We start from the raw sequence: 23,942 nt of genomic DNA on the forward strand, positions 1-23,942 counted from the left end.
TTTTGAAGAATTATTTATAATCGGAGAGAAGTAATGACAACACATGTTGCGCGTAAGTTATTATTGGGAATTGCAGGTGGCATTCTGTCGATTTCTGTTCTTGGTTCATCCGCGCAAGCGGAAGATCTGAAACATGGCGGGGTCCTGCGGATTGCTTCGATCCAGTCCGATCTCGATGCGTTCGATCCGCTCACCGGCTACAGCATCGATTCCTGGGAAATCCTGCGCGCAACAACGCGCCAGTTGGTGACCTATCCCGGCTCGCCAGCCGGCCTCAAGGAGGACACCACGCTCGTGCCGGATCTCGCCAAGTCCTGGGACATCAGCGACGACGGCAAGGTCTACACCTTCCATTTGAAGGACGACGTGTTCTTCTCCGGCAGCATCGAGCGCAAGATCGTCGCCAGTGATTTCGTCTATGGCGTCAAGCGCTTCTGCGATCCCAACAAGCAGGTCGCCGCCATCAACTATTTCAACCTCGTGATCTCCGGCTTCGTCGACTATTGCAAGGAATTCGCGAAAGTGCCGACAGGCGATCTCGCTGCGACCAAGGCTTTCACCGACACGCACGAGATTGCCGGCGTCTCGGCTCCCGACGAGCACACGCTGGTCATCAAGTCGGACACCAAGAACTACGACTTCCTCAACATCCTTTCGATGAATTTCGTGTCCCCGGTGGCGCCCGAGATCGCGTCCAAATATTTCCCGGACTCGCTGGAGTCGCGCAAGAACCTGCCGTCCAGCGGCCCTTACTATGTCGACACCTATGAGCAGGGTCAGAAGCTGGTTCTGAAGAAGGCAAAGAATTTCAAGGCGGAGTCCGACCAGGCGCGCAAGGCCTATGCCGATGAGATCGATATCGATTTCACCGCCAACAGCGAGGACAGCGTCGTCCAGAAGATCATCGCCGGTGAGGCTGATCTGTCGCTCTATCTCGACATCCCGCCCATTCCGACGATCCAGCGCTTCCTGTCGCAGAAGAGCCCCGACATCCATGTGACGAACAGTGGATCGGCGAACTTCATCACCTTCAACCAGCGGCCGGAGGTCAAGAGCGACGGGGCCGAGGCGTTGCGCAAGCTGAAGGTCCGGCAGGCGCTGACCTATGCGGTGAACCGCGAACATCTGGCGCAGACGCAGGCCGGTTCGATCGGCGCGGTGCCGCTCACCCAGATCATCACCTCGACCATTCTCGGCTACGAGAAGTTCGACCCGTATCCGACCGAAAGCTACAGGGGTGATCCGGCCAAGGCAAAGGAACTGCTCGCCGAAGCGGGATATCCGAATGGCATTGCGTTCGACGCGATCTACAGGGGCAACGCGCAGTTCGAAGCGATTGCCGTGACGCTGAAGGAGGATCTGGAAGCAGCGGGTATCACGCTCAACCTGATCCCGATCCCGCCGACGCAGTGGTACGCCTTCATCCAGGATCCGAAGAGCCGCTGGGACGTGTCCCTCGGCGGCACATTCTCCCCGGACTGGCAGGGACCGAGCACGCGCATGCTGCTTGGCGGCTGGCTGAATTCGGACGCGGCACCTTGCGGCACCGGCAACGTCCACGCCATTTGCTACAGCAATCCGGAACTCAACAAGCTAGCGGCGCAGGCCTATCCGTCCGACGATCCGGGACCGATCTGGACCAAGGCCGACAAGCTCGTCTCCGCCGACCTGCCATGGATTCCGTTGTTCGAGAAGCGCAAGGTCGTGGTCACTTCCGATCGCCTCGCCAACTGGGTGTGGTCGTCGCTGGCGGTCAATGCCGACATCACCAACATCGCTCTCAAGCAGTAGCAAGGCCGGACCGGCAAAAGGAGGCGCGCGTGCCCATCTTCTCTGTCGCCGATCTGCGCGTCGCGTTCGGCGGCGTGGACGTGGTGCATGGCGTCTCGTTTTCCGTCGAGCCGGGCAGGACGCTTGCCATCGTCGGTGAATCGGGCTCGGGCAAGAGCGTGTCGCTGCTCGGCGCCACCGGCCTTCTGCCACCGGCGGCGAGTGTTCGCGGCAGCGTGCTGCACAAGGGCGATGAGATACTGGGCCTCTCCGCCGGCGACCTGCGCCGGCGGAGAGGCGCCGATATCGGCTTCATCTTCCAGGACCCGCTCAGCAACCTTCATCCGCTAAAGACCATCGGCCAGCAGATCGCCGAAGCGATCACCGCCCACCGCAAGGTGGGACGCGGGGAGCTGCGTCAGCGCGTTCTCGGTCTTCTGGCCGATGTCGGCATCCCCGATCCTGCGGCCCGCGTGAACGACTATCCCAGGCAGTTCTCCGGCGGCATGCGCCAGCGCGTGATGATCGCAGCGGCGATCGCGCTCAATCCCGGTCTGATCATCGCCGACGAACCGACGACCGCGCTCGACGTGACCGTGCAGGCGTCGATCCTCGATCTGCTGAAACGAATCCAGCAGGACCACGGCACGGCAATGATCTTCGTCAGCCACGATCTGGCCGTCGTTTCGGACATTGCCGACGATGTCCTGGTGATGCGCGCGGGGCACGTCGTGGAGCAGGCGCCGGCCGAGCTGATCTACAGGGCACCGCGCCAAGCCTACACCAGGGAGCTGCTCGGTGCGGCGCGGCTTGGCGGCCTGGTGGCCCGCGCGGCGCGATCATCGCTACTCCCGGCGCTGCCGTCGATGCCCGATTTGCTCTCCGTCTCGGCAATCGCGCGTTCGTTCGCAGGCCGCTCCGCCGCAGGCGGTCTGATCAGGCCGGTGCTCACGGATATCTCGTTCACCGTCCGCGAAAACGAGATCGTCGGCCTCGTCGGCGAATCCGGTTCCGGCAAGTCGACAATCGGCCGGCTGATCGCCGGGCTCGACCGGCCGGACGAGGGCAGCATCTCCCTGCGGGAGCGTATCTATTCGCGTCCGGGTGTCGGCGGCATCGCCATCGACCGGCAATTGCGGTCGGACATACAGGTTATCTTTCAAGACCCCTATGCAAGCCTCAACCCGCGGCGGCGCATCCGGTCCATTCTGGCGGAACCCTTCATCATCGGCACCAGACTGGACACCGCGGCGATACGCCGGCGCGTGCAGGATCTGGTGCGCGACGTGGAACTTCCCGACGACGTGCTGGATCGTTTCCCGGCCCAGCTTTCAGGTGGCCAGCGGCAGCGTGTCGCCATTGCGCGCGCCATCGCGCTCGAACCCTCGCTGATCGTCGCCGACGAGCCGGTATCGGCACTCGACATCACGACGCAGGCGAAGATCATCAGGCTGCTGCAGACCATTCGCCGGCAGCGAGGCCTGTCGTTGCTCTTCATCTCGCATGATCTCGGCGTCGTGTCGGAACTGTGCGACCGCGTCATCGTGCTGGAGAAGGGCGTCATCGTGGAAGCCGGCGAGACAGGCCGTGTCTTCGGCGCTCCCCGGCATCCCTACACGGTCAGGCTGATAGACGCGATCCCCGGCAAGGTCCTGCGGCGCAACCCGGTTCCCGAGCGGATCGCCGCACATGCCTGAGATCCGTGCCCTGGCGTCCGTCCAGGACCACGTCCTGCTGGGGCATGGCGAGGTGGTGAATTCCTACAGGTCGCTGCTTCTGCGAGCGCTGCTGCGCGAACGGTCCTTTCGCATCGGCGCGCTGATCATAGGCTTCGTCACCGCCGGTGCGCTGCTGGCGCCAGTGGTCGCATGGCTGCTGGGGCACGGGCTGACGGAGCAGTTCCGCGATACGGCGTTGACCGAGATGGGACTGCCGAGTGGCCCCACGTTCGAATTTCCACTTGGCGCCGACGGCAACGGCCGCGACGTGCTGGTCAGAACGCTCTACGGCGCGCGCGTATCGCTGGCCATCGCCATCCCGGCGACCACGCTTGCCATGATCATCGGCACCGCCATCGGCCTCGTCAGCGGATTTCTTGCCGGTCGCGTCGACCGCGTCATTTCGCAGGCGGTGGACGTCGCTTTGTCGTTCCCGTTCATCGTCACCGCGCTCAGCCTCCTGTCGCTGAACCGGGGCGTCGATGGCAAGCCGTTTGTTGCGCCCTCCCTGGTGGTGGTGCTGATCATAACCCTGTTTTCCTGGACCTACTTTGCCCGGCTGACGCGTGGCCTGGTGTTTGTCCTGCGCCGCAGCCCGCTGGTGGAAGCCGCGCAGACGATCGGCGCCTCGAAGGCCAGGATCATCATGCGCGAGATCCTGCCCAACATCGCGCCGGTCATCCTGGTCTACTGGGCGGTACAACTGCCGACCAACATCATCGCCGAAGCGACGCTCTCCTTCCTCGGCGTCGGCGTGCAGGCGCCGCAGCCGAGCTGGGGCAATATGATCGCCGAGGCGCAGCGCTCATCCCTCTACCAGTTGCAGCCATGGTTCCTGCTCGGACCCGGCATCGCGCTGTTTCTGACTGTGGCCGGCTTCAACACGCTGAGCGCTGGCCTGCGCAACGTCCTCGACCCCCATCGCCGCAGCGGGTGACGCCATGATCCGGCACACAGGCGGGCTGATCTTCCGGGCGCTCTCGACGCTGCTGATCGTGCTGGTGATCGCGTTCTTCATCACCCGCATAGCCTATCGCAATCCGGCCGCGATGCTGGCGCCGCGCAACGCCAGCCAGCAGGCGATCGATGCCATAGCACACGCGCTGCGGCTCAACGAGCCATGGTATCTGCAGTTGTGGTACTATCTCTACCGCGGCCCCGACATCCAGGGCGCGCCGATGGGGATCGCTCACTGGCCGCCGGCGCTGGGCTACTCCTTCCGCAAGCAGACACCGGTGACAGACCTCATCCTGTCCAAGGTGCCGGTGACGCTTTCGCTCGCCCTTGGTGCCGTCGTCATTTGGATGACGCTGTCGATCCTGCTTGGCGTGATTGCCGCGCGCCGGCAGGGCTCCTGGCTGGACAGGCTGATATCGGGCTTCGCCTATGCGAGCCTGTCGGTGCCGACGTTCCTCTCCGGCATCCTGATCTCCTATTTCCTGTTCTTCCAGCTCTCCAACCATGGGGTCTTCTGGTTTCCAAGCAGCGGTTATGTGCCGCTGACGAAAGATCCGTTCGAATGGGCCCGGCATCTGGCCCTGCCGTGGCTGACGCTGGCACTTGCCGAGATCGGCATTTTCCAGCAGCTGATCCGCGCAAGCATGCTTGAGGTTCTGGGCGAGGACTACATAAGGACGGCGCGCGCCAAGGGTGTTCCGGAATGGCGGGTCTATTACGATCATGCGTTGAAGGCCGCGCTCAATCCGGTGATCACGCTGGGTGGCCTGGAGCTTGCCGTCATCATGGGTGGGGCGATCGTCACGGAGACGATCTTCGGATTGGACGGCGTCGGCCGGCTGGCGATCAACTCGGCGCTTGAAGGCGATTTTCCGGTCGTCATCGGGACGACGATCTTCGCCGCGGCATCGTTCGTGTTCTGCACCTTCGCCGTCGACATCACAACCAGATGGCGCGACCCGGCGAGCCTGTCGTGACCGCCCGCCATCAGGCAATTCGCTCTCATTTCAGCACGGATATTGGGAAAAATATTCGCTCTGGCTGACATCGATGAAGCATGTTCCCTTATCATAATCCCCTTCGTCTATAATCTTACTACACAAATTCGCACCGCAATTCGCAAGCAGATCGGCCGCGTCATTCGGTGGAGCCACACTCTCCTGCGGAGCGACATCTCAGGCTCCGCGATCAATTACTCGACAAGGTGAATTCACGATGATCTCCCGCCTGTTGCGAACCATCATGCTGTCTCTGGCAGCCACGCTTCTGACGCTGACCGGACTTGCGGCACAGGAGGCGGGCGGGACGCTCAACCTGATCGTCCAGCCTGAGCCGCCGACGGTCAATATCGGCGTCAATCGCCTCGGGCCGACGACCTATGTCGGCAACAAGATCTACGAGAGCCTGTTGACCTATTCGGCCGATCTGAAGCCGCTGCCGCGCCTGGCGCAAAGCTGGTCGATTTCGGATGACGGCCTCGTCTACACCTTCAACCTGCGCCGCGATGTAAAATGGCATGACGGCCAGCCGTTCACGGCCAAGGACGTGGTGTTCAGCTTCCAGAAGTTTCTGCCGGCACTTCAGGCCCGCTCGCGACTCAACCTGGCGGAGGTGAAGGGCATCGCCACGCCGGACGACCACACCGTGGTGTTCACGCTCAAGGCGCCGTACCCAGCCTTTATCTACGTCCACAACACCGCCGTGCTGCCGGCCCATCTCTATGAAGGGGTGAGCGACTTTCGCACCGCCGAGGCAAACAGCAAGTTCATCGGCACCGGGCCGTTCAAATTCGCCGAGTGGAAGAAGGGGTCCTTCATCCACCTTGTCCGCAACCCTGACTATTGGGATGCCGGCAAGCCCCATCTGAACGACATCTTCTTCCACGTCATCCCTGACGCCAACAGCCGCGCCATCGCTTTCGAAACCGGTCAGGTGGATGTGCTGCGCGCAGGCGACGTCGAGAACTTCGACATTACGCGGTTGGCCGGGCTCGATGGCGTGCAACTGACCGAGGCAGGCTGGGAATTTCTTCAACCGGTCGGCTACATCCACCTCAACAACCGCCACAAGCCGCTCGACGATGCGCGGGTGCGCCGGGCGATCGCGCATGCGATCGACCGCCAGTTCATCATCGACACGATCTTTGGTGGATTCGGCCACGAGACCAACGGCCCGCTGTCGCGTCTGTCGCGGTTCAAGGACACATCGGTCGAAACGAAATATGAATTCGACCTGGCCAAGGCGAACGCCATCCTCGACGAGGCCGGCCTGAAGCCCGACGCCAACGGCGTGCGCTTCGAACTGCAGTTCGTTCCGCTGCCTTATGGCGAGCTGTGGCAGCGCGAGGCGGAATATGTCCGGGAGGCGCTGGCGTCTGTCGGCATCAAGGTCAACATCGTGGCGACCGACGTGCCGGGCTGGTTCAAGCGGCTGACCACCTTCGACTATGATCTTGCCGAAAACTTTGTCTACACCACCCCCGACCCGGCAATCGGCATCAGCTATGCCTACACCACGCTCGAAGGCGACAATGCGGGCACGACCGGCGGCAATGTCCATGGCTATTCCAACCCCGAGGTCGACAGACTGCTGGCCGACGCCGCCCATGAGAACGACTTCGACAAGCGCAAGGCGCTCTATTCGCAAGCCCAGAAGATCATCTCCGCCGACGTGCCGCTCATCTGGACGCACGACATCGTCTTTCCGACGCTCTACCGAACCAAGGTTCACAATCTGATCGCGACCGGTCTCGGCACAGATGAAAACTTCGCCGATGTCTGGCTGGCGAAATAGCTGGCGGGGCTGGGTAGGATGGATCGTCTTGGCTTCCTGACGGGACGGGCCGCCCGCGCGGTTCTCATCCTGTTTGGGGTTATCGTGCTCAACTTCGTGCTGCTGCGCCTCGCACCGGGAGATGCGGCATCCGTCCTGGCCGGAGACCAGGGTGCGGCCGACCCGGCCTTTGTCGCGGAACTGCGCCACGATCTCGGGCTTGATCGCTCCGTGCCCGAGCAATTGTGGATCTACACCAAGTCGCTGGCGCGTCTCGACTTCGGCCAATCCTACCGCGACCAGCGTCCTGTTATCGATATCATCGCGGAAAGGCTGCCGGCCACACTGCTTCTGACATTGACCGCCTTTGGCTTTGCGTTGGGGACCGGCATTGCGCTCGGGTCTATCGCCGCCCGGCACGCCGGCAGTCTGCTCGACACCGTGCTGACCGGCATTTCGGTGATGTTCTTTGCCATGCCGCTGTTCTGGACCGGCCTGATGGCGATCCTGCTGTTTTCGGTCTGGCTGAACTGGCTGCCGTCCTACGGCATGCAGACGGTAGGCGAGGGCGGGTCGGATCTCTCGCTTGTCGGGGATGTCGCCGTTCATCTCATTCTTCCGGCTCTGACGCTCGGCCTGTTCTACATGGCCATCTACATGCGAGTGACGCGCGCCTCGGTGCTCGACGTGCTCGATCGCGATTTTGTCCGTACCGCCAGGGCCAAGGGCCTGAAACCGGGATTGATCTGGCGCCAGCATGTGCTGAGGAACGCGCTGCTGCCGATCATCACCTTCGCCTCCTTGCAGGCCGGACAACTGATCGGCGGGTCGATCCTGATCGAGACGGTGTTCGCCTGGCCGGGCGTCGGGCGTCTCGCCTTCGATGCCCTCATGCAGCGCGACTACAACCTCCTGCTGGCGATCTTCTTCATCACCTCGGCAATCGTCGTCGTCATCAATCTGGTCGCGGATTTTCTCTACGTTGCCGCCGATCCGCGCATCGAACTGGGGGCTTGAGGCCATGGCCCTTCTGCGAAGCTCGTTCCTCAGGCATCCGGGCGCCGTTGCCGGCGCGCTGATCCTGATTGCGATCCTGCTGATGGCGGTCTTCGCCGGCGTTCTCTTTCCGGGCGACCCCTGGCGCATGGTCGCCCGTCCGAACCTGCCGCCCTTCAGCCCGGGGCATCTGTTCGGCACCGACATGCTCGGCCGTGATCTTGCGGCCGGCATCGCCCACGGGGCGCAGGTCACGCTGCTGATCGCTCTGGCGGTGACGCTGCTCGCCGTCGCCTTCGGCACGGCGATAGGTGCTGTCGCCGGCTATTTCGGCGGCTGGGTCGACGACGTCGCCATGCGGTTCACCGAGTTCTTCCAGACCATCCCGAGCTTCCTGCTGACGGTCGTCATCGTTGCGATCGTCGCGCCTTCGCTGGCTTCGATCATCCTGGCCATCGCAATCGTCAGCTGGCCGCAGATCGCCCGGCTGGTCCGGGCCGAGGTGCTGAGCCTCGTCAACCAGGACTTCGTGCGGGCGGCACGGGTTGGCGGGCTGTCGACTGCCCGGATCATCTGGGGGCACATCCTTCCCAACGTGCTGTCGCCGGTGATCGTTGCCGCTTCGTTGATGACGGCGACCGTCATCCTGATCGAATCGGGCATCAGCTTCCTTGGTCTGGGCAATCGCGAGTTCGTCTCCTGGGGCTATCTGCTCGGCACCGGCAGGACCGCCTTTCGCGTCAACTGGTGGCTGTCGACCATTCCGGGCCTAGCGATCTTCCTCACCGTTCTTTCCCTGAACCTCGTCGGCGACTGCCTGAACCATTGGCTCAACCCTCGCAACAGCAATCGCGGTGGGCGCGCATGACGGCTCTGGTCGAGATCGCGGGTCTCTCCATCGCCTTGCCGGAGCACGCCGATCGAGCATTGGCCGTCGAAGACGTGTCGTTGCGTATCGATCGTGGCGAAGTGCTCTGCCTGGTCGGCGAATCCGGATCTGGCAAATCGGTATTGGCCGCGGCCATTGCCGGCCTGTTGCCTGCCAAGCAGCTCCGGATCGCCGCCGGTGCGATCCGTTTCGATGGCCGCGACATTGCCGGGATCAGCGAGGCTTCGTTCCGCCTGCTGCGCGGCAAGCGCATTGGCTTCATCTTCCAGGAACCGATGAGCGCGCTCAATCCGGTGCTGACCATCGGCCGCCAGATCGAGGAAGCGCTCGCCGCGCATGATGGCGGCGACCGCAAGGCGCGCACCGCTCGCGTGCTGGAACTGGCGCGGGCAACCAGGCTTCCGGATCCCGAGACGATCATTCACCGCTACCCGCACCAACTCTCGGGCGGACAGCGGCAACGGGTGATGATCGCCATGGCGATCGCCAACGATCCGGACCTGCTGATCGCCGATGAACCCACCACCGCGCTCGACGTCACGACGCAAGCGGAAATCCTGCGGCTGATCCTTGAAATCCGCGAAAGGCTCGGCCTCGCCGTTCTGTTCATCACCCATGATATCGGCGTGGTCGCCGATATCGCTGATCGCGTCATGGTGATGAAGGAGGGCCGGGTGATTGAGAGCGGCAGAGCAGACGACGTCCTCGAAGCGCCATCGCAGCCCTACACACGCCGCCTGATCGAAGCCGTTCCGGTTCTTCATACCAGTGCAATTCAAAGACGGGACGCAGGGGATCCGTTTCTCGTTGTCCGCGGGCTGACCAAGACCTATCGTGATCGCCGCGCGCCTTGGCGGCGGCAGGCTTCCGCCACCAGGGCGCTGGACGGTGTCAATTTGACGATTGGGCGCGGCGAGACGGTCGCCCTCGTCGGTGAATCCGGTTCGGGCAAGACGACGCTCGGCCAATGCGTCGTCGGACTGGCCGACTGGGATGAAGGCAGCCTGAGCTTCGACGGTGGCGATCTCGCCGGCACGACACGGGAGCGCACTTTACGTCCGCGTATCCAGATGGTGTTTCAGGATCCGTTCGCCTCCCTCAATCCGCGCCATCGCGTCCGCCGCATCCTTACCGAAGCCGCCATAGTCAACGGCCTTTCACGCGAGAGGGCGGAGGAGAGCATGTCCCGCCTCCTTGTCCGCGTCGGACTTGACCCCGGTGCGGCCGATCGTTTCCCGCATGCCTTTTCAGGCGGCCAAAGGCAGCGTATTGGCTTGGCGCGAGCACTCATGCTTGAGCCCGACCTGCTCGTCGCCGACGAACCGGTCTCGGCCCTGGATGTCTCGATACAGGCGCAGATTCTCGACCTTCTGGCGGAAATCAAACGCGATCTTGGCCTGTCGATGCTGTTCATCACGCACGATCTTCGTGTCGCCTCGGCGATCGCCGACCGCATCGTCGTCATGCAGAGCGGCAAGATCGTCGAGGACGGTCCCGCCGAACAGGTTTTGACACGTCCCGGATCCGACTATGCGCGTGCGCTGCTGGCGGCGGTCCCAGGCCTGTCCTGGGAGCGGAGCCGCAGCCAGATCGACCGGGCCGCCGCGGAATAGAGGCGTGATACCGGTCGCAGGGCAAATCTACCAATCTTGTAGAATTAACAAAAACGCGCTGTCCGTCTTGCCCGAGCGATACTGGAATTTCCCCACCTGCCACCGAAAGGGATGGCGTTTTCTTTGTTTCCATCGCCTGCGGTGCGACGCTTCGATCACCAAACAAGAGGTCGAAATGAGCAGTTCTGCTGGTAAACAAACGATTCCGGTGCTGGATTTTTCCCGCTATGAAGCCGATCCGGCATCTCGCAAAGAATTCATCGAGGGACTGCGGCGCGCTGCACGCGATGTTGGCTTTTTTTACCTGACCGGACATGGCATCGCACAATCGCTGATTGACGATGTGCTTGGCGCGTCACGACGTTTCTTTGCCTTGCCGGACAAGGACAAGCTCCAGATAGAGATGGTCAACTCGCCGCATTTCCGCGGCTACAACCGGATTGGACAGGAACTGACGAAAGGCCAGAGGGACTGGCGCGAGCAGGTCGACATCGGCTCGGAGGCACCGGCGCTGCCGCGCAATGCCTCGTTGCCGGCCTGGACGCGCCTGCAGGGACCAAACCAATGGCCGACCGCCTTGCCCGAGCTGAAGCCGCTTCTGCTGGAGTGGCAGGATCGCCTCACCGATCTTTCGACGCGCCTGCTGAAAGCCTTTGCCATTGTCCTGGAGCAGGATGAGGGTGCTTTCGAAGCCATCTATGCCGGCACGCCGAACCACCTCATCAAGATCATCCGCTATCCCGGCCGTGACGCGACCGAAAGCGAGCAAGGCGTCGGTGCGCACAAGGACAGCGGCTTCCTGACGCTCCTGCTGCAGGAAAGGCAGAAGGGGCTGCAGGTCGAAAGCGCCGATGGCGATTGGATTGACGCCGAGCCGCGCGCCGGCACCTTTGTCGTCAACATCGGCGAACTGCTGGAAATGGCGACCGATGGCTACCTGAAGGCCACCGTGCACCGGGTCGTAACGCCGCCAGCCGGCACCGACCGGCTGTCGGTCGCCTTCTTCCTCGGCGCTCCGTTCGATGCCGAGATTCCGCTCCTGGATTTGGCGCCGCACCTGAAGGCGCAGGCGAACGGGGTCACCCGCGATCCGCAGAATCCGCTCTACCGCAATTCCGGGCAAAACGCGCTGAAGAGCCGGTTGCGTTCGCATCCCGACGTCGCGCGGCGCCATCACGCCGATCTGCTGGCCGTCCAGGCACGCGCCGAAGCTGTCCCGGTCGCTTGACCGCCACAACCATCAGGAAGGAACGATAAATGACCCTGGAAAATCTTTCTCCCGAGACCCTTGCCCTTCACGGCGGCTCCTGGCGCGCCGATCCCGCCACCGGCGCCGTTGCCGTACCTATTTACCAGACCACGTCTTACCAGTTCCAGGACACCGGCCATGCCGACCGGCTGTTCGCCCTCGATGAGATCGGCCATATCTACACGCGCGTCTCGAACCCGACGCAGGATGCGCTGGAGACCCGCATCGCGGCGCTGGAAGGGGGTGCTGCTGCCCTTCTTGTGTCCTCCGGCCAGGCGGCTTCAGCCTATTCGGTGCTGAACCTTGCCGGCGCCGGCGACAACATCGTCTCCGCCACCGATCTCTATGGCGGCACCTGGGCCCTTTTTGCCGCGACCCTGAAGCACCTGGGGGTGGAAGTACGGTTCGTCGATCCGTCCGACCCTGAGAATTTCCGCCGTGCCACCGATGCGCGGACACGCGCCTACTATGCGGAATCGCTGCCCAATCCGAAGCTGCAAGTCTTCCCGATCAAGGAAGTCGCTGACATCGGCCGGTCGCTCGGCGTGCCGTTGATCGTCGACAACACCGCGGCACCGCTGAGCATCAGGCCGTTCGACCATGGCGCGGCTGTCGTGGTCTATTCGGCGACGAAATACATTGGCGGCCACGGAACCTCGATCGGCGGCATCGTCATCGATGGCGGCAACTTCCCATGGGAAGACCATGCCGAACGCTTCCCGACGCTGAACCAGCCCGATCCAAGCTATCACGGCAAGGTTTGGGTCGAGGCGGCCAAAGCGCTTGGACCGGTGGCGTATGTACTGCGCATCCGCACCGTGCTTCTGCGCGACGTCGGTGCCGCGATCAGCCCGTTCAATGCCTTCCAGCTGCTGCAGGGCCTGGAGACGCTGCCCTTGCGCCTCCGTCAACACAATGAGAACGCCATCAAGGTGGCGGAGTTTCTGCGCGGTCATCCAAAGGTAAGCAACGTCATCTTCCCACGCTACCAAAGCGGCGAGAGCAAGCGCCGGGCCGACGCCTATTTCCGTCAGGGCAGCTACGGCGCGCTGGTCGGGTTCGAACTCAAGGATGGCCGCGAGGCTGGACGTTCCTTCATCAACGGGTTGAAGCTGCTCTATCACGTCGCCAACATCGGCGATGCGCGCTCGCTGGCTATCCATCCATCGACCACGACCCACTCGCAGCTTTCGCCGGAAGAGCAGCTCGCGACCGGCGTGACGCCCGGTTATGTCAGGCTTTCCGTCGGCATCGAGCATCCTGACGACATCATTCGCGATCTTGAACAGGCGCTCGATCAGGCCGTCGGCGATCGCGAATTGAAGGCCGCCTGAGGCATTTCTGCTGGCGAACAAATCGTCGGCTCCACATCGATCCGGTCACAGGAGGGTACAATGACTTCCAGCAGGAAAATCGGGGCAACATCGAAGATCTCGCGGCGCGGCGTGTTGCGCGCCGCCGGCACACTCGGTGTTGGCGCCGCGGCTGTGGCCCTGCTCGCCAGGCCGACCAGCTACGCCATAGCCGGCAATGCGACCAAGGTGCGGTTGTCATGGACCGAGTTCGCGGCCTGCCATTCGCCGATCGCCTTCGCCCTTTCGAAGGGCATCTATGCCAGGCATGATCTCGACATCGAACTCTACTATCAAGGTGCCAGCGGCCAGACGCTGATCCAGTCGATCGCCACCAACAAGACGGATGCCGGCGCCGGCTTGCTCTATGACTGGATCAAGCCGCTGGAGCAGGGGCTGGACGTCAAGCTGTTCGTCGGCTCACATGGCGGCTGTACAAGGCTGCTGGCGTCCAAGGCCTCCGGCGTCACCACGCTCGAAGGTCTGAAGGGCAAGACCATCGTCTCCTACGACGTCGCCAGCCCGCCAAAGCACTCCTTCCAGGTTGCGCTGGCCAAGGCAGGCCTCGATCCCGAAAATGATGTGAACTGGCTCAACGTGCCGTTCGATCTGGTCGGCGAAACGGTTGGCAAGGGTCAGGCCGATGCGCTGGCGCATCTCGATCCGTGGGCCTATTCCCACAAGAAGAAGTTCGACCTTGTGGAAGTCGCCAACACGCAAACGGGCTCGTTCGAAGGTGCAGTCTGCTGTGTGCTTGGCGTCAATTCGGCTTTCCTGGATGCCAACAAGGATGCCATCCGGCGGTTGGCCGAGGCCGACATCGAGATCCACGAATATGCCGCGGCGCATCCAGATGAGGTGGCAAAGTGGTTCGTCGACAATCTCAACCCGGGCTTCCCCTTTGAAGATATCCGCGACGAGATTGCGTCATGGGTGTTGCACAACCATCCGGTCGGCAAGGATCTGCAGGATCAGGTGAAGCATGCGGCCGCTGATCTGTCGCTGATCAAGGTGCTCGATCCCACCACCGACCCGGCGGAACTCGCGCAGCGGGTGACGGTCGACATTCTGGCCTGACGGTTGCGGTGATGAGCGCAGCGATCGACGAGGACGCAGGCGAAAAGAGTGTTTCTTCCGCTTCTGCCGGGCCGGTGTGGAAGCACGGGCTCTATGCCGCCTCGGCTTGGCTGCTCGCTGCCATTGTCACGATTGCCTTCCCCGATGTCGTTCCGTGGGGTAGCCGCGATGTCTTCGTCGCCCTGCTGGTCGCCGGAGCGATGATCCTGGCCGGTCTTGCATTCAGCGTCGAAAAGCTTGGCGGATTTGGCCGCGGGCTGATGCACTACGGTCCATGGCTGATTGTGCTGGGCCTTTGGTTCGCGGTCTGGGAGTTGATCACCGCCAAGCTCGGCTGGATGCCGAAACCATTCTTCACGCCGCCGCACGGCCTCCTGCATGTCTATATCGTCGACTGGCAACGCATCCTCATCTGCATCGCTTACACCGCGCGGCTGTGGACCATCGGCTTCTTCAGCGGCATCATTGTCGGCTTCATCGGCGGCGTGGCGCTAGGCTGGTCCAAAAACTTCGCCTATTGGGGCATGCCGGTGCTGAAGCTGATCGGCCCCGTGCCGGCGAGCGCCTGGATCCCGGCAACCTTCTTCCTGTTCCCGACGACGTTCCAGGCGAGCCTGTTCCTGGTCGCGCTTGCATCCGGCATACCGGTCGCGATCCTGACCGCGTCGGGCGTCAACTCGGTCAACCGCTCCTTCTACGACGTGGCGCGTACGCTTGGCGCCAGCAGCCGCTATCTGGTTCTTCGCGTGGCGATACCGGCCGCTCTGCCGCATGTCTTCGTCGGCCTGTTCATGGGGCTGTATTATTCCTTTGCCGTGCTGGTGGTCGCCGAAATGCTCGGCGCGAAATACGGTCTGGGCTGGTATCTGCAGTTCCAGACGGCCTATTCGGCCTACGCCAACGTCTACGCGATGCTGATCGTCATGGCATTGCTCTGCTCGGGTCTGGTCAAGCTGCTGTTCGTCGCGCGCGACCGGCTGCTCGGTTGGCAGAAGGGTGTCGTACAATGGTAGCCTTCGGCACCACTCGCGTCGCGGTCGATAACTCTGCCGGTCTTTCCGTCGACTTTCACGGCGTCTCGCATCAGTACGATCTGGATGGGCAACCCTTGCCGGTGCTGCGCCAGATCGACCTGGCCGTGGCGCCAGGCGAGTTCGTGGCGCTGCTCGGTCCGTCCGGCTGCGGCAAGTCGACCCTGCTGCGGCTGGCGGCAGGGCTGGAACGGCCAAGCAGCGGTGAGGTGCTGGCAAACGGGACAATCGTCGCCAGACCGGATCCGTCGCGCGTCCTGGTGTTTCAGGACCCGACGCTGTTTCCGTGGCGAACCGTTCGCGACAATGTCGCCATCGGGCCGGAAGCGCGCGGCGTCCTGCCTGGCAGTCAGAAGCGGATTGATGGTGCGCTTCGCCTGGTCAAGCTCGAGGCTTTCGCCTCCGCCTTTCCGCACCAGCTGTCCGGCGGCATGGCGCAACGCGCCGCGCTGGCGCGTGCCCTGATCAACGACCCGCGCCTGCTGTTGCTCGATGAGCCGCTGGGCCGGCTGGACTCACTCACCCGGCTGACCATGCAGGAGGAGCTTTTGGCGCTCTGGCGGCAGGCCGAATACACGGTCATTCTGGTCACCCACGATGTCGAAGAGGCGCTGCTGTTGTCCGGGCGCGTCATCGTGCTGACCGAGCGCCCGGCACGCATCAAGGCCGAGGTCGCGGTCGATCTGCCCTACCCCCGTCGGCGTGACGATCCGCGCATCGTAGCCCAACGCCAGCACATCCTCGAGATTCTCGGGTTCTCGGCATGACCGAAAATACGTCGGCATCGGTCAGAAAACTGTTTTCGCCGCGCTGGCTGGAAGCGGCGGGAATTGTCCTGACGCTCATTGCTCTCGTCTGGTGGGCGATCGTCTACGCACAGGTCATGTCGAACACCGGATTTCCAATCGAGCGCACCCTGCCATGTCTGCTGCAGACGTCTGACCGCTGCTCGCTTGCCATGTCGTTGTGCAAGACTTGGCATTTCCTCGGCATCCGGCGCTATTCGCCCGAACTGTTGTGGGCCGGAGCGATCATTTCCAGCTTCGCGCTTCTGTGGGGGAGCTTCATGCAAAATCCAAAGCAGAAAAAAGAAGGAACCTGACCATGCCCAGAATTGTGCCGGTGCTCGATCTGAGCCGTCTCGAACAAGGTGCCTCCGAATATCGTACCTTTCTCCTGGACCTGCGCACGGCGGCGCGAGACGTTGGCTTCTTCTACCTCAGCGGCCACGGAATTTCCGCCTCGGAGATCGACGACGTGCTCGATGCCTCGCGCCGGTTCTTCGCGCTGCCGGAGGCCGACAAGCTGGCGATCGAAATGGTCAAATCCCAGCAGTTCCGCGGCTACACCCGCGCCGGTGGCGAACTGACCAGGGGCGCGGCCGATTGGCGTGAGCAACTCGATTTAGGCGTCGAGCGCCAGCCCATAGCGCAGGGACCTGGAATTGCACCGTGGACACGGCTGCAGGGGCCGAACCAGTGGCCGTCTGCACTGCCGGAGCTCAAGCCGGCACTGCTCGCATGGCAGGCCAAGGCGACCGCGGTGGCGATTCGGCTGCTGAAGGCCTTCGCACTATCGCTCGATCAGCCCGAGGGCGCCTTCGACGCGATCTACCGGGACTCGCCCAACCATCGCATGAAGATCGTCCGTTATCCCGGCCGTGACGCGACAGAAGGCGACCAGGGCGTCGGTGCGCACAAGGATGGCGGTTTCCTGACCCTGCTGCTGCAGGACGACAACAAGGGGCTGCAGGTCGAATATGACGGAAGCTGGGTGAATGTGGATCCGCTGGCGGGAACGCTGGTCGTCAACATCGGCGAACTGCTCGAACTGGCATCGAATGGCTATCTGCGGGCCACCGTGCACCGCGTCGTGACGCCGCCTGCCGGCGTCGAGCGGATTTCCGTCCCGTTCTTCTTCAGCGCGCGGCTCGATGCGACCATCCCGCTTCTCGGCCTTTCCGAGGAACTGGCGGCGCAGGCGCGCGGACCGGCAAGCGATCCCGACAACCCGTTGTTCCGCGATGTCGGCACCAATGTGCTCAAAAGCCGGCTGCGTTCCCATCCGGACGTGGCACGCCGCCACTATGCCGATATTCTCGAGACCGGAATGGCGGGTTCGTGAGCTCAGCGGCGCACGAATTTTTGCCGTTTCACTTGTTTTTTGGAATGCCATTCGTCGCCAAGGCTTCGAAAGAAGCCCAAAAAGGTAAAATCGTTCGGCGGTTTCCTCCCATTTCGCCGAACGGTGTTCCCCTCTGAAGGTTTTGACCTTCTTTTTGGCCGGGCCGTATTCGAGCCCGGCCATTTTTTGCTGCGCGATCTCCATCTTCAGCGGCGCGAACATATCCTTCGCATAGCAATCCATTCGGGAACAGCGCGGTTCGCATTCGCCGCCAATGTGCATTTTCGAAGCAATCTGCTTTCCGGACAGGCAAAAAAATGGATTGCCGTTCCTTAGTATACAAAAATTATAGAGTTAACTTCGGGGCAGTCGAACAGAGCGGGGGACGTTCCGCGATCGGCTGACAACAATGAACCTCAGGAGTTGACTGACATGACGATTGCAATGCGGCTTGGCGCCGGTTGGAGGACGGCACTGGCGACGACGCTGGTGGTGGCGGCGGGATTGTTTTCGACCGCGACCTATGCGGGCCCGACGCTCGACAAGATCAAGGAGCGTGGCTCCATCAAGGTCGGTGTCGGCACGACACCCGGTTTCTTCTCGCCGGACAGCAACGGTCGCTGGCAAGGCTTCTTCGCCGACTATGGACGCGCCCTGGCGATCACTGTCTTTGGCGACCCGGACAAGGTGGAGTTCACCAACTCTTCGCCGCAGCAGCGCCTGCCGGCGCTCCAGGCCGGTGAGTTCGACATTCTGCTGTCGGGCGTGACGGTAACGATCACGCGTGCCTTCCAGCTCGGCTTCCATTTCGGTCCGACGGTTTTCTACGACGGCCAGGGCATCCTTGTGCGCAAGGACCTCGGCGTCACCAAGGCTGCCGACCTGGACGGTGCCACGATCGGCGTTCAGAGCGGTACGACCGGCGAGTTGAACATCGCCGATTTCTTCCGCAAGACCGGCAAGAAGTTCACACCGGTGACGATCGAGGATACCGGCGAATTCATCAACGCGCTGGAGACAGGGCGCGTCGACGCCATCACGCAGGACTCGTCCGATCTCGTTGGCAAGCGCACCCAGCTGAAGAAGCCCGATGACTACATTATCCTGCCCGAGCGGCTGTCGAAGGAGCCGCTCGCACCGGCAATCGCCGGTGGCGACGACCGCTGGCTCGAAATCGTCAACTGGACGGTCAACGCAACCATCCAGGCCGAGGAATGGGGCATCACCAGCAAGAATGTCGACGAGTTCCTGAAATCGCCGGATCCGGCCATCCAGCGCTTTCTCGGCGTAGACCCGTCGCTCGCCCAGGCGATCGGCCTCGATCCGAAATGGGCCTATAATATCGTCAAGACCGTCGGCAATTACGGCGAAATCTATGACCGGAACCTGAAACCGCTCGGTTGGGAGCGCGGCTACAACAGCCTGTGGACCAACGGTGGTCTGCTGTACTCACCGCCGTTCCGCTGAGACCCTTCAGCCAATGTCATTGACGGACGAAACCGTGCCGGGTCCAGACGGACCCGGCATGTTACGCAAGTTGTCCAGGTGGTGGGGCGACTGGCCGCTGACCCAGATCGCGGTGATCGCGGCTGTCATCGCCCTGTTCTGGCTGCTCGGCCACAACACCGCCGCGACCATGGCGCGCATCGGCATCACGCCGGGGTTCGACTTCCTCGGCAGGCCGGCGAATTTCGAGATCGGCGAGGCGCCGATCGCCTTCAGGGCGGGCGACCCCTATGCGCGCGCGATCCTGGCCGGTCTTCTGAACACGCTGACCGTGGCAGCGCTTGGATGTCTGCTCGCCACGATCCTCGGCGTTGCTCTCGGTGTTGCCGGCCTCTCAGGCAATCTGTTGCTGGCCGCGCTCGTGCGCTGGTATGTCGAGATCGTCCGCAACACGCCGCTTCTGCTTCAGCTGTTCTTCTGGATTTCGCTGGCAAAATCGTTTCCCTCGCCACGCCAGGCGCTCTCGGTCTTCGGCAGTTTCTTCCTCACCAACCGGGGCGTGTTCGTTCCCGGGCTCGCCTTTCATGGTGTGTCGGCGCCGACGCTCTGGCTGCTTGTCGGCCTCGCCTTGGCCTATATGGCTTTCCTTTGGAGGGCGCGGCGCGAGGGCAGCTTGCCTGCCAGGCGGCTGGGCATCGCAACCGCGGGGCTGCTGGCTAGCGTTGTGCTGACCTTTCCTCTAACCGGAGCCGGTGCGAGCTGGGAGATACCGGCGCTGGCTGGCTTCAACATTCGCGGCGGCTACAATCTGACGCCGGAATTCACGGCACTGTTGACGGGCCTGGTGGTCAAGTTTTCGGCGGCAATCGCCGAGATCGTGCGAGCCGGCATCCAGTCGGTCGACCGTGGCCAATGGGAAGCGTCCCGGGCGCTTGGCCTGCACAGCGGCCAGATCATGCGGCTCGTCGTGCTGCCGCAGGCCTTGCGCGTCATCACGCCGCTGACAACGTCCAGCTACCTGGACCTGACCAAGGATTCCAGCCTTGCGGTTGCCATCGGCTACCCTGATCTCGTCAGCATCATCAACACCACCGCCAACACGACCGGGCAGTCGCTGGAAGCGCTGACACTGCTGATAGGCATCTATCTGGCGATCAACCTGTCCGTATCGGCCGCCATGAACCACTACAACCGGCGTGTCGCTCTCAGAGGAATTGCGAGGACATGAGCATCTCCGACGCTGTTTACCTACGACCGTGGCGATCGTCGGCAACGCTGCGGACGTTGAAGATCGGGCTTTTCGGCACCCCGCTCAATTCAGTCATCACCCTGGTTACGGTGGCGTTGCTGGGCTGGATCGTACCGCCACTGCTGCGCTGGGGCGTATTCGACGCGACATGGACCGGAACCTCAGCCGACTGTGCACTCGCCAACGGCGCATGCTGGGCGTTCGTGGGGGCGAAATTCCGCTTCATCCTGTTCGCCTTCTATCCGCCGGCGCTGCAATGGCGCCCGCTCGTCGTCATGGTGCTGCTGCTGGGGCTCCTCGTCATCACCGCTCAGCCGCGATTTTGGCGCAAGGGATTGCTCGTCGCCTGGCCTGTCGTCATCGTCGCCAGCTGGATCTTGATGTCCGGCACGCTGGTGCCTCCCGCCGTCCCATCGAACCAGTGGGGCGGGCTGGCCGTGACGCTGTTCGTATGGTCGGTCTGCTTCGGACTGGCGACGCCGCTGGCGATCCTGCTCGCCCTGGCGCGGCGTTCCGGCATGGGCGGCCTGCGCACGCTTGCGATCGCCTTTATCGAACTGATGCGTGGCACGCCGATGGTGGCCATCCTCTATGTGGCGATGCTCATCCTGCCAATGGCCATTCCGAATGGCCAGCTGATCGACAAGAATGTCCGGGCGATGATCATGATCACGCTGTTCTGGTCGGCCTATGTCGCCGAGGTCGTTCGTGCCGGCCTCCAGGCGATACCGGCGGGCCAGCACGAGGCCGCGACTGCGCTTGGCCTCGGCTATTGGCGCACGATGCAGCTCGTTGTCCTGCCGCAGGCGCTGCGTCTGGTCATTCCCGGCATGGTCAATCTGGCGATCGGCTTCCTGCTGGCGACATCGCTGCTTGCCGTCATCGGCATTTTCGACCTGCTCAATGCGGCCCGATCCTCGGCGGCCGATCCGCAGTGGCTCGGCTACTACGACGAGGCTTATCTGTTCGCTGCGCTGATCTATTTCGTGCTGTGCTTCGGCGGCTCACGCTACAGCCTCTGGCTGGAGACATATCTGCGCCGGTCGCAGCGACACTGAGCCCATAAAGCTCGCCGGCGGAGCGCTGTGCCATTTTGCGCTGGCGGCGGGGAAGCGAATGCTGCGGAAGCGCGTGGCGGGGGAACGCAATACCTTCCCCGTGCCTTGATGGAGGTCGATCCTCGTCGAGATTTGTTCAATCTCCAACGTCCGAGATATCCGCCACATGACACGAAAACAATTGCGCCTCGGCGCCTTCATGCGCCCCGTCAGTCTGCACACCGGCGCCTGGCGTTACCCGGGCGCCTATCCCGATGCCAATTTCAATTTCGCGCATCTGAAACGCTTCGCCCAGACGCTGGAGGCGGCGAAATTCGACGCGTTCTTCATGGCCGACCATCTGGCCGTTCTCAACATGCCGATCGAGGCGCTGCGGCGCAGCCACACTGTCACGTCGTTCGAGCCATTCACGCTGCTGTCGGCGCTCGCCGCCGTCACCGACCATATCGGGCTGGTCGCTACCGCATCGACGACGTTCGACGCGCCCTATCATGTTGCCCGCCGCTTCGCCTCGCTGGACCATATCAGCGGCGGACGCGCCGGCTGGAACATCGTCACCACGTCCAACCCTGACGCGGCGCTGAACTTCGGCCTCGACGAGCATGTCGAGCATGATGAGCGTTATCGGCGGGCACGGGAATTCTACGATGTCGTCACCGGCCTGTGGGACAGCTTCGCCGACGATGCATTCATCCGCGACGCCGAAAGCGGGCTCTATTTCGACCCCGCAAAGCTGCATGTGCTTGACCATAAGGGCGAGCATCTTTCGGTGCGCGGTCCGCTCAACATCTCGCGGCCTATCCAAGGCTGGCCGGTCATCGTCCAGGCCGGCGCCTCGGAGGCGGGGCGACAGCTGGCTGCCGAAACGGCGGAAGTCATTTTCGCCGCCCATGCCGATCTCGCCTCGGGGCAGCGTTTCTTCGCCAACGTCAAAGGCCGTGCGGAGAAACTTGGCCGCTCGCGCGACGACATCAAAATCCTGCCCGGTGCCTTTGTCGTGGTCGGCGACAGCGTCGAGGACGCGCAGGCCAAACGGGCTAAGCTCGACAGCCTCGTCTATTACGAGAGCGGCATCGCCTCGCTGTCGATCGCGATCGGACATGATGCGTCCGGTTTTGATCCCGACGCGCCCTTGCCCGAAATCCCCGAGACCAATGCCTCGAAGAGTGGCCGCGAGCGCGTCATCGAACTGGCGCGCGAGGAGAACCTGACCGTTAGGCAGCTTGCGCAAAGGCTGGGCGGCTATTCCGGGCTTGCTTTTGTCGGCACGCCTGAAACAATCGCCGACGAGATGGAGGAATGGCTGGTTGCCGAGGGCTCCGACGGGTTCAACATCATGTTTCCCTACCTGCCGGCAGGGCTCGATGATTTTGCCGAGAAAGTGGTGCCGGAATTGCAACGGCGAGGCATCTTCAGGCGGCAATATGAGGGGTCGACACTGCGCGAGAATCTCGGCCTGAAGCGGCCGCCCAACCGGTTTTTCGAGTAGAACATCCTTCGCGGAGAGGTCTCCATGTCAATCCAGTCCAACACCCGCATCGTGCTCGCGGCGCGACCGCAAGGCCGGCCGAAGCCGGATCATTTCCGCATCGAGACGGTTGACCTTGACCAGCCGGGAGAGGGCGAACTGCTGTTGCAGATCCTTTATCTGTCGCTCGATCCCTATATGCGCGGTCGTATGAACGCCACCAAATCCTATGCCAAGCCGGTCGATGTCGACGGTGTGATGGAGGGCGGCACCGTCGCGCGTGTGATGATCTCTCGCCATCCGGAATTTGCTGAAGGCGACATCGTCCTGTCCCACTCCGGATGGCAGAGTTTTGCATTGTCCGACGGTGTCGGGCTGCGCAAGCTCGATCCCGCGGCGGCGCCCATCACGACCGCACTGGGTGTGCTCGGAATGCCGGGCTTCACCGCCTATGCCGGTCTGCTCACCATCGGACAGCCGAAGCCTGGCGAAACGGTCGTCGTGGCGGCCGCCAGCGGTGCGGTCGGGTCGGCCGTCGGCCAGATCGCGCGCATCAAGGGAGCGCGTGCCGTTGGCATTGCCGGCGGTGCCGAAAAGTGCGCCTTCGTGCGAGACGAGCTGGGCTTTGACGCGGTCGTCGATCACCGGGCCGACGATTTTGCCGAGCAGTTGAAGGCAGCTTGCAGCTGCGGCATCGACATCTATTTCGAGAATGTCGGCGGTCCTGTCTGGGACGCGGTGTTTCCGCTGCTGAACGAGTTTGCGCGTGTGCCGGTCTGCGGGCTGATCGCGCAGTACAACGTCATCGCGGATGCCGGCACCGACCGGTTGCCGACATTGATGCAGCAAGTGCTGCACCGCAGCCTGACGATCAGGGGTTTCATCCAGCGCGAATTTGTCGACCAGCGCCCGGCCTTCTACCGCGAGATGGCCGACTGGATAGCATCCGGCCGGGTTCGATACAGGGAAGATATCGTGGATGGCATCGAAAATGCGCCACAGGCCTTTCTTGGCCTTCTCGAAGGCAGGAATTTCGGCAAGCTGATCGTGCGTATCGCGGAATAGTTGCTGCGCAACGATCAGTCGGGGCTGCCTCGAGCAATTTCAGGAAAAGTGTGAAACGCTTTTCCGTCCGGATTGCGTTAAAACAAGGAGTTAGAGCGGGTCGCCGTT

At 62.7% G+C, this 23,942-nt stretch carries 21 protein-coding genes; 20 read left to right on the forward strand and 1 reads right to left on the reverse strand.

Annotation, left to right across the window (positions count from 1 at the left end; genetic code table 11):
• Window positions 1-33: 33 nt before the first annotated feature.
• The 15 genes from NKI66_RS17855 to NKI66_RS17925 all read left to right on the forward strand — a co-directional run bounded on the left by NKI66_RS17855 (window position 34) and on the right by NKI66_RS17925 (window position 17,548).
• Window positions 34-1,791 (forward strand): ABC transporter substrate-binding protein, encoded by a 1,758-nt coding sequence (locus NKI66_RS17855; protein WP_352752430.1) that lies wholly within the window; start codon window positions 34-36, stop codon window positions 1,789-1,791.
• Between the two features lie 29 nt (window positions 1,792-1,820).
• Window positions 1,821-3,467, forward strand: a complete 1,647-nt coding sequence (locus NKI66_RS17860; protein WP_352752432.1) for a dipeptide ABC transporter ATP-binding protein — start codon at window positions 1,821-1,823, stop codon at window positions 3,465-3,467.
• Window positions 3,460-4,425, forward strand: a complete 966-nt coding sequence (locus NKI66_RS17865; protein ID WP_352752434.1) for an ABC transporter permease — start codon at window positions 3,460-3,462, stop codon at window positions 4,423-4,425. Before NKI66_RS17860 ends, NKI66_RS17865 begins: the two co-directional genes overlap by 8 nt.
• A gap of 4 nt (window positions 4,426-4,429) precedes the next feature.
• On the forward strand, window positions 4,430-5,422 hold the full coding sequence (locus NKI66_RS17870) for an ABC transporter permease (protein WP_023809084.1): 993 nt from the start codon (window positions 4,430-4,432) through the stop codon (window positions 5,420-5,422).
• A gap of 238 nt (window positions 5,423-5,660) precedes the next feature.
• Window positions 5,661-7,238: an ABC transporter substrate-binding protein gene (locus tag NKI66_RS17875; protein ID WP_023809083.1), complete on the forward strand. Its 1,578-nt coding sequence runs from the start codon at window positions 5,661-5,663 to the stop codon at window positions 7,236-7,238.
• A gap of 18 nt (window positions 7,239-7,256) precedes the next feature.
• The gene (locus NKI66_RS17880; protein ID WP_352628345.1) at window positions 7,257-8,234 is read left to right on the forward strand and encodes an ABC transporter permease; all 978 of its coding nucleotides are present in this window, start codon (window positions 7,257-7,259) and stop codon (window positions 8,232-8,234) included.
• A gap of 4 nt (window positions 8,235-8,238) precedes the next feature.
• Window positions 8,239-9,081, forward strand: a complete 843-nt coding sequence (locus NKI66_RS17885) for an ABC transporter permease (RefSeq protein ID WP_352628347.1) — start codon at window positions 8,239-8,241, stop codon at window positions 9,079-9,081.
• Window positions 9,078-10,715 (forward strand): dipeptide ABC transporter ATP-binding protein, encoded by a 1,638-nt coding sequence (locus tag NKI66_RS17890; RefSeq protein WP_352628349.1) that lies wholly within the window; start codon window positions 9,078-9,080, stop codon window positions 10,713-10,715. The genes NKI66_RS17885 and NKI66_RS17890 overlap by 4 nt, the downstream gene beginning before the upstream one ends.
• A gap of 175 nt (window positions 10,716-10,890) precedes the next feature.
• A complete protein-coding gene (locus tag NKI66_RS17895; protein WP_127292874.1) occupies window positions 10,891-11,943 on the forward strand; it encodes an isopenicillin N synthase family dioxygenase in 1,053 nt (350 codons plus the stop codon).
• Between the two features lie 29 nt (window positions 11,944-11,972).
• Window positions 11,973-13,298, forward strand: a complete 1,326-nt coding sequence (locus tag NKI66_RS17900; protein WP_023809078.1) for an O-acetylhomoserine aminocarboxypropyltransferase/cysteine synthase family protein — start codon at window positions 11,973-11,975, stop codon at window positions 13,296-13,298.
• Between the two features lie 60 nt (window positions 13,299-13,358).
• Window positions 13,359-14,393: an ABC transporter substrate-binding protein gene (locus tag NKI66_RS17905; RefSeq protein WP_352553664.1), complete on the forward strand. Its 1,035-nt coding sequence runs from the start codon at window positions 13,359-13,361 to the stop codon at window positions 14,391-14,393.
• Window positions 14,394-14,404: 11 nt separating this feature from the next.
• Window positions 14,405-15,406 (forward strand): ABC transporter permease, encoded by a 1,002-nt coding sequence (locus NKI66_RS17910; protein ID WP_128302599.1) that lies wholly within the window; start codon window positions 14,405-14,407, stop codon window positions 15,404-15,406.
• The gene (locus NKI66_RS17915; RefSeq protein ID WP_023809075.1) at window positions 15,400-16,191 is read left to right on the forward strand and encodes an ABC transporter ATP-binding protein; all 792 of its coding nucleotides are present in this window, start codon (window positions 15,400-15,402) and stop codon (window positions 16,189-16,191) included. Before NKI66_RS17910 ends, NKI66_RS17915 begins: the two co-directional genes overlap by 7 nt.
• Entirely contained in the window at window positions 16,188-16,526 is a 339-nt protein-coding gene (locus tag NKI66_RS17920; protein WP_023809074.1) for a hypothetical protein, read from the forward strand. The genes NKI66_RS17915 and NKI66_RS17920 overlap by 4 nt, the downstream gene beginning before the upstream one ends.
• 2 nt (window positions 16,527-16,528) lie before the next feature.
• On the forward strand, window positions 16,529-17,548 hold the full coding sequence (locus NKI66_RS17925; protein ID WP_352752439.1) for an isopenicillin N synthase family dioxygenase: 1,020 nt from the start codon (window positions 16,529-16,531) through the stop codon (window positions 17,546-17,548).
• Window positions 17,549-17,576: 28 nt separating this feature from the next.
• Here NKI66_RS17925 and NKI66_RS17930 read toward each other — a convergent pair whose 3' ends face one another.
• Window positions 17,577-17,813, reverse strand: a complete 237-nt coding sequence (locus NKI66_RS17930; RefSeq protein WP_352752441.1) for a hypothetical protein — start codon at window positions 17,811-17,813, stop codon at window positions 17,577-17,579.
• 179 nt (window positions 17,814-17,992) lie between these two features.
• On the opposite strand from NKI66_RS17930, the gene NKI66_RS17935 reads away from it, so the two are divergent.
• The 5 genes from NKI66_RS17935 to curA all read left to right on the forward strand — a co-directional run bounded on the left by NKI66_RS17935 (window position 17,993) and on the right by curA (window position 23,834).
• Window positions 17,993-19,015 carry an amino acid ABC transporter substrate-binding protein gene (locus tag NKI66_RS17935; RefSeq protein WP_127293017.1) on the forward strand — a complete coding sequence of 341 codons (1,023 nt, stop codon included), beginning with the start codon at window positions 17,993-17,995 and terminating at the stop codon, window positions 19,013-19,015.
• Between the two features lie 58 nt (window positions 19,016-19,073).
• Window positions 19,074-20,222 carry an amino acid ABC transporter permease gene (locus NKI66_RS17940; RefSeq protein ID WP_352752443.1) on the forward strand — a complete coding sequence of 383 codons (1,149 nt, stop codon included), beginning with the start codon at window positions 19,074-19,076 and terminating at the stop codon, window positions 20,220-20,222.
• Entirely contained in the window at window positions 20,219-21,301 is a 1,083-nt protein-coding gene (locus NKI66_RS17945) for an amino acid ABC transporter permease (RefSeq protein ID WP_352675945.1), read from the forward strand. Before NKI66_RS17940 ends, NKI66_RS17945 begins: the two co-directional genes overlap by 4 nt.
• 166 nt (window positions 21,302-21,467) lie before the next feature.
• Window positions 21,468-22,790 (forward strand): LLM class flavin-dependent oxidoreductase, encoded by a 1,323-nt coding sequence (locus tag NKI66_RS17950; protein ID WP_352752445.1) that lies wholly within the window; start codon window positions 21,468-21,470, stop codon window positions 22,788-22,790.
• A gap of 24 nt (window positions 22,791-22,814) precedes the next feature.
• On the forward strand, window positions 22,815-23,834 hold the full coding sequence (gene curA, locus NKI66_RS17955; RefSeq protein ID WP_023809067.1) for an NADPH-dependent curcumin/dihydrocurcumin reductase: 1,020 nt from the start codon (window positions 22,815-22,817) through the stop codon (window positions 23,832-23,834).
• Window positions 23,835-23,942 lie beyond the last annotated feature (108 nt).

The sequence above is a fragment of the Mesorhizobium sp. M0518 genome (assembly GCF_040321125.1).
Taxonomy (GTDB): Bacteria; Pseudomonadota; Alphaproteobacteria; order Rhizobiales; family Rhizobiaceae; genus Mesorhizobium.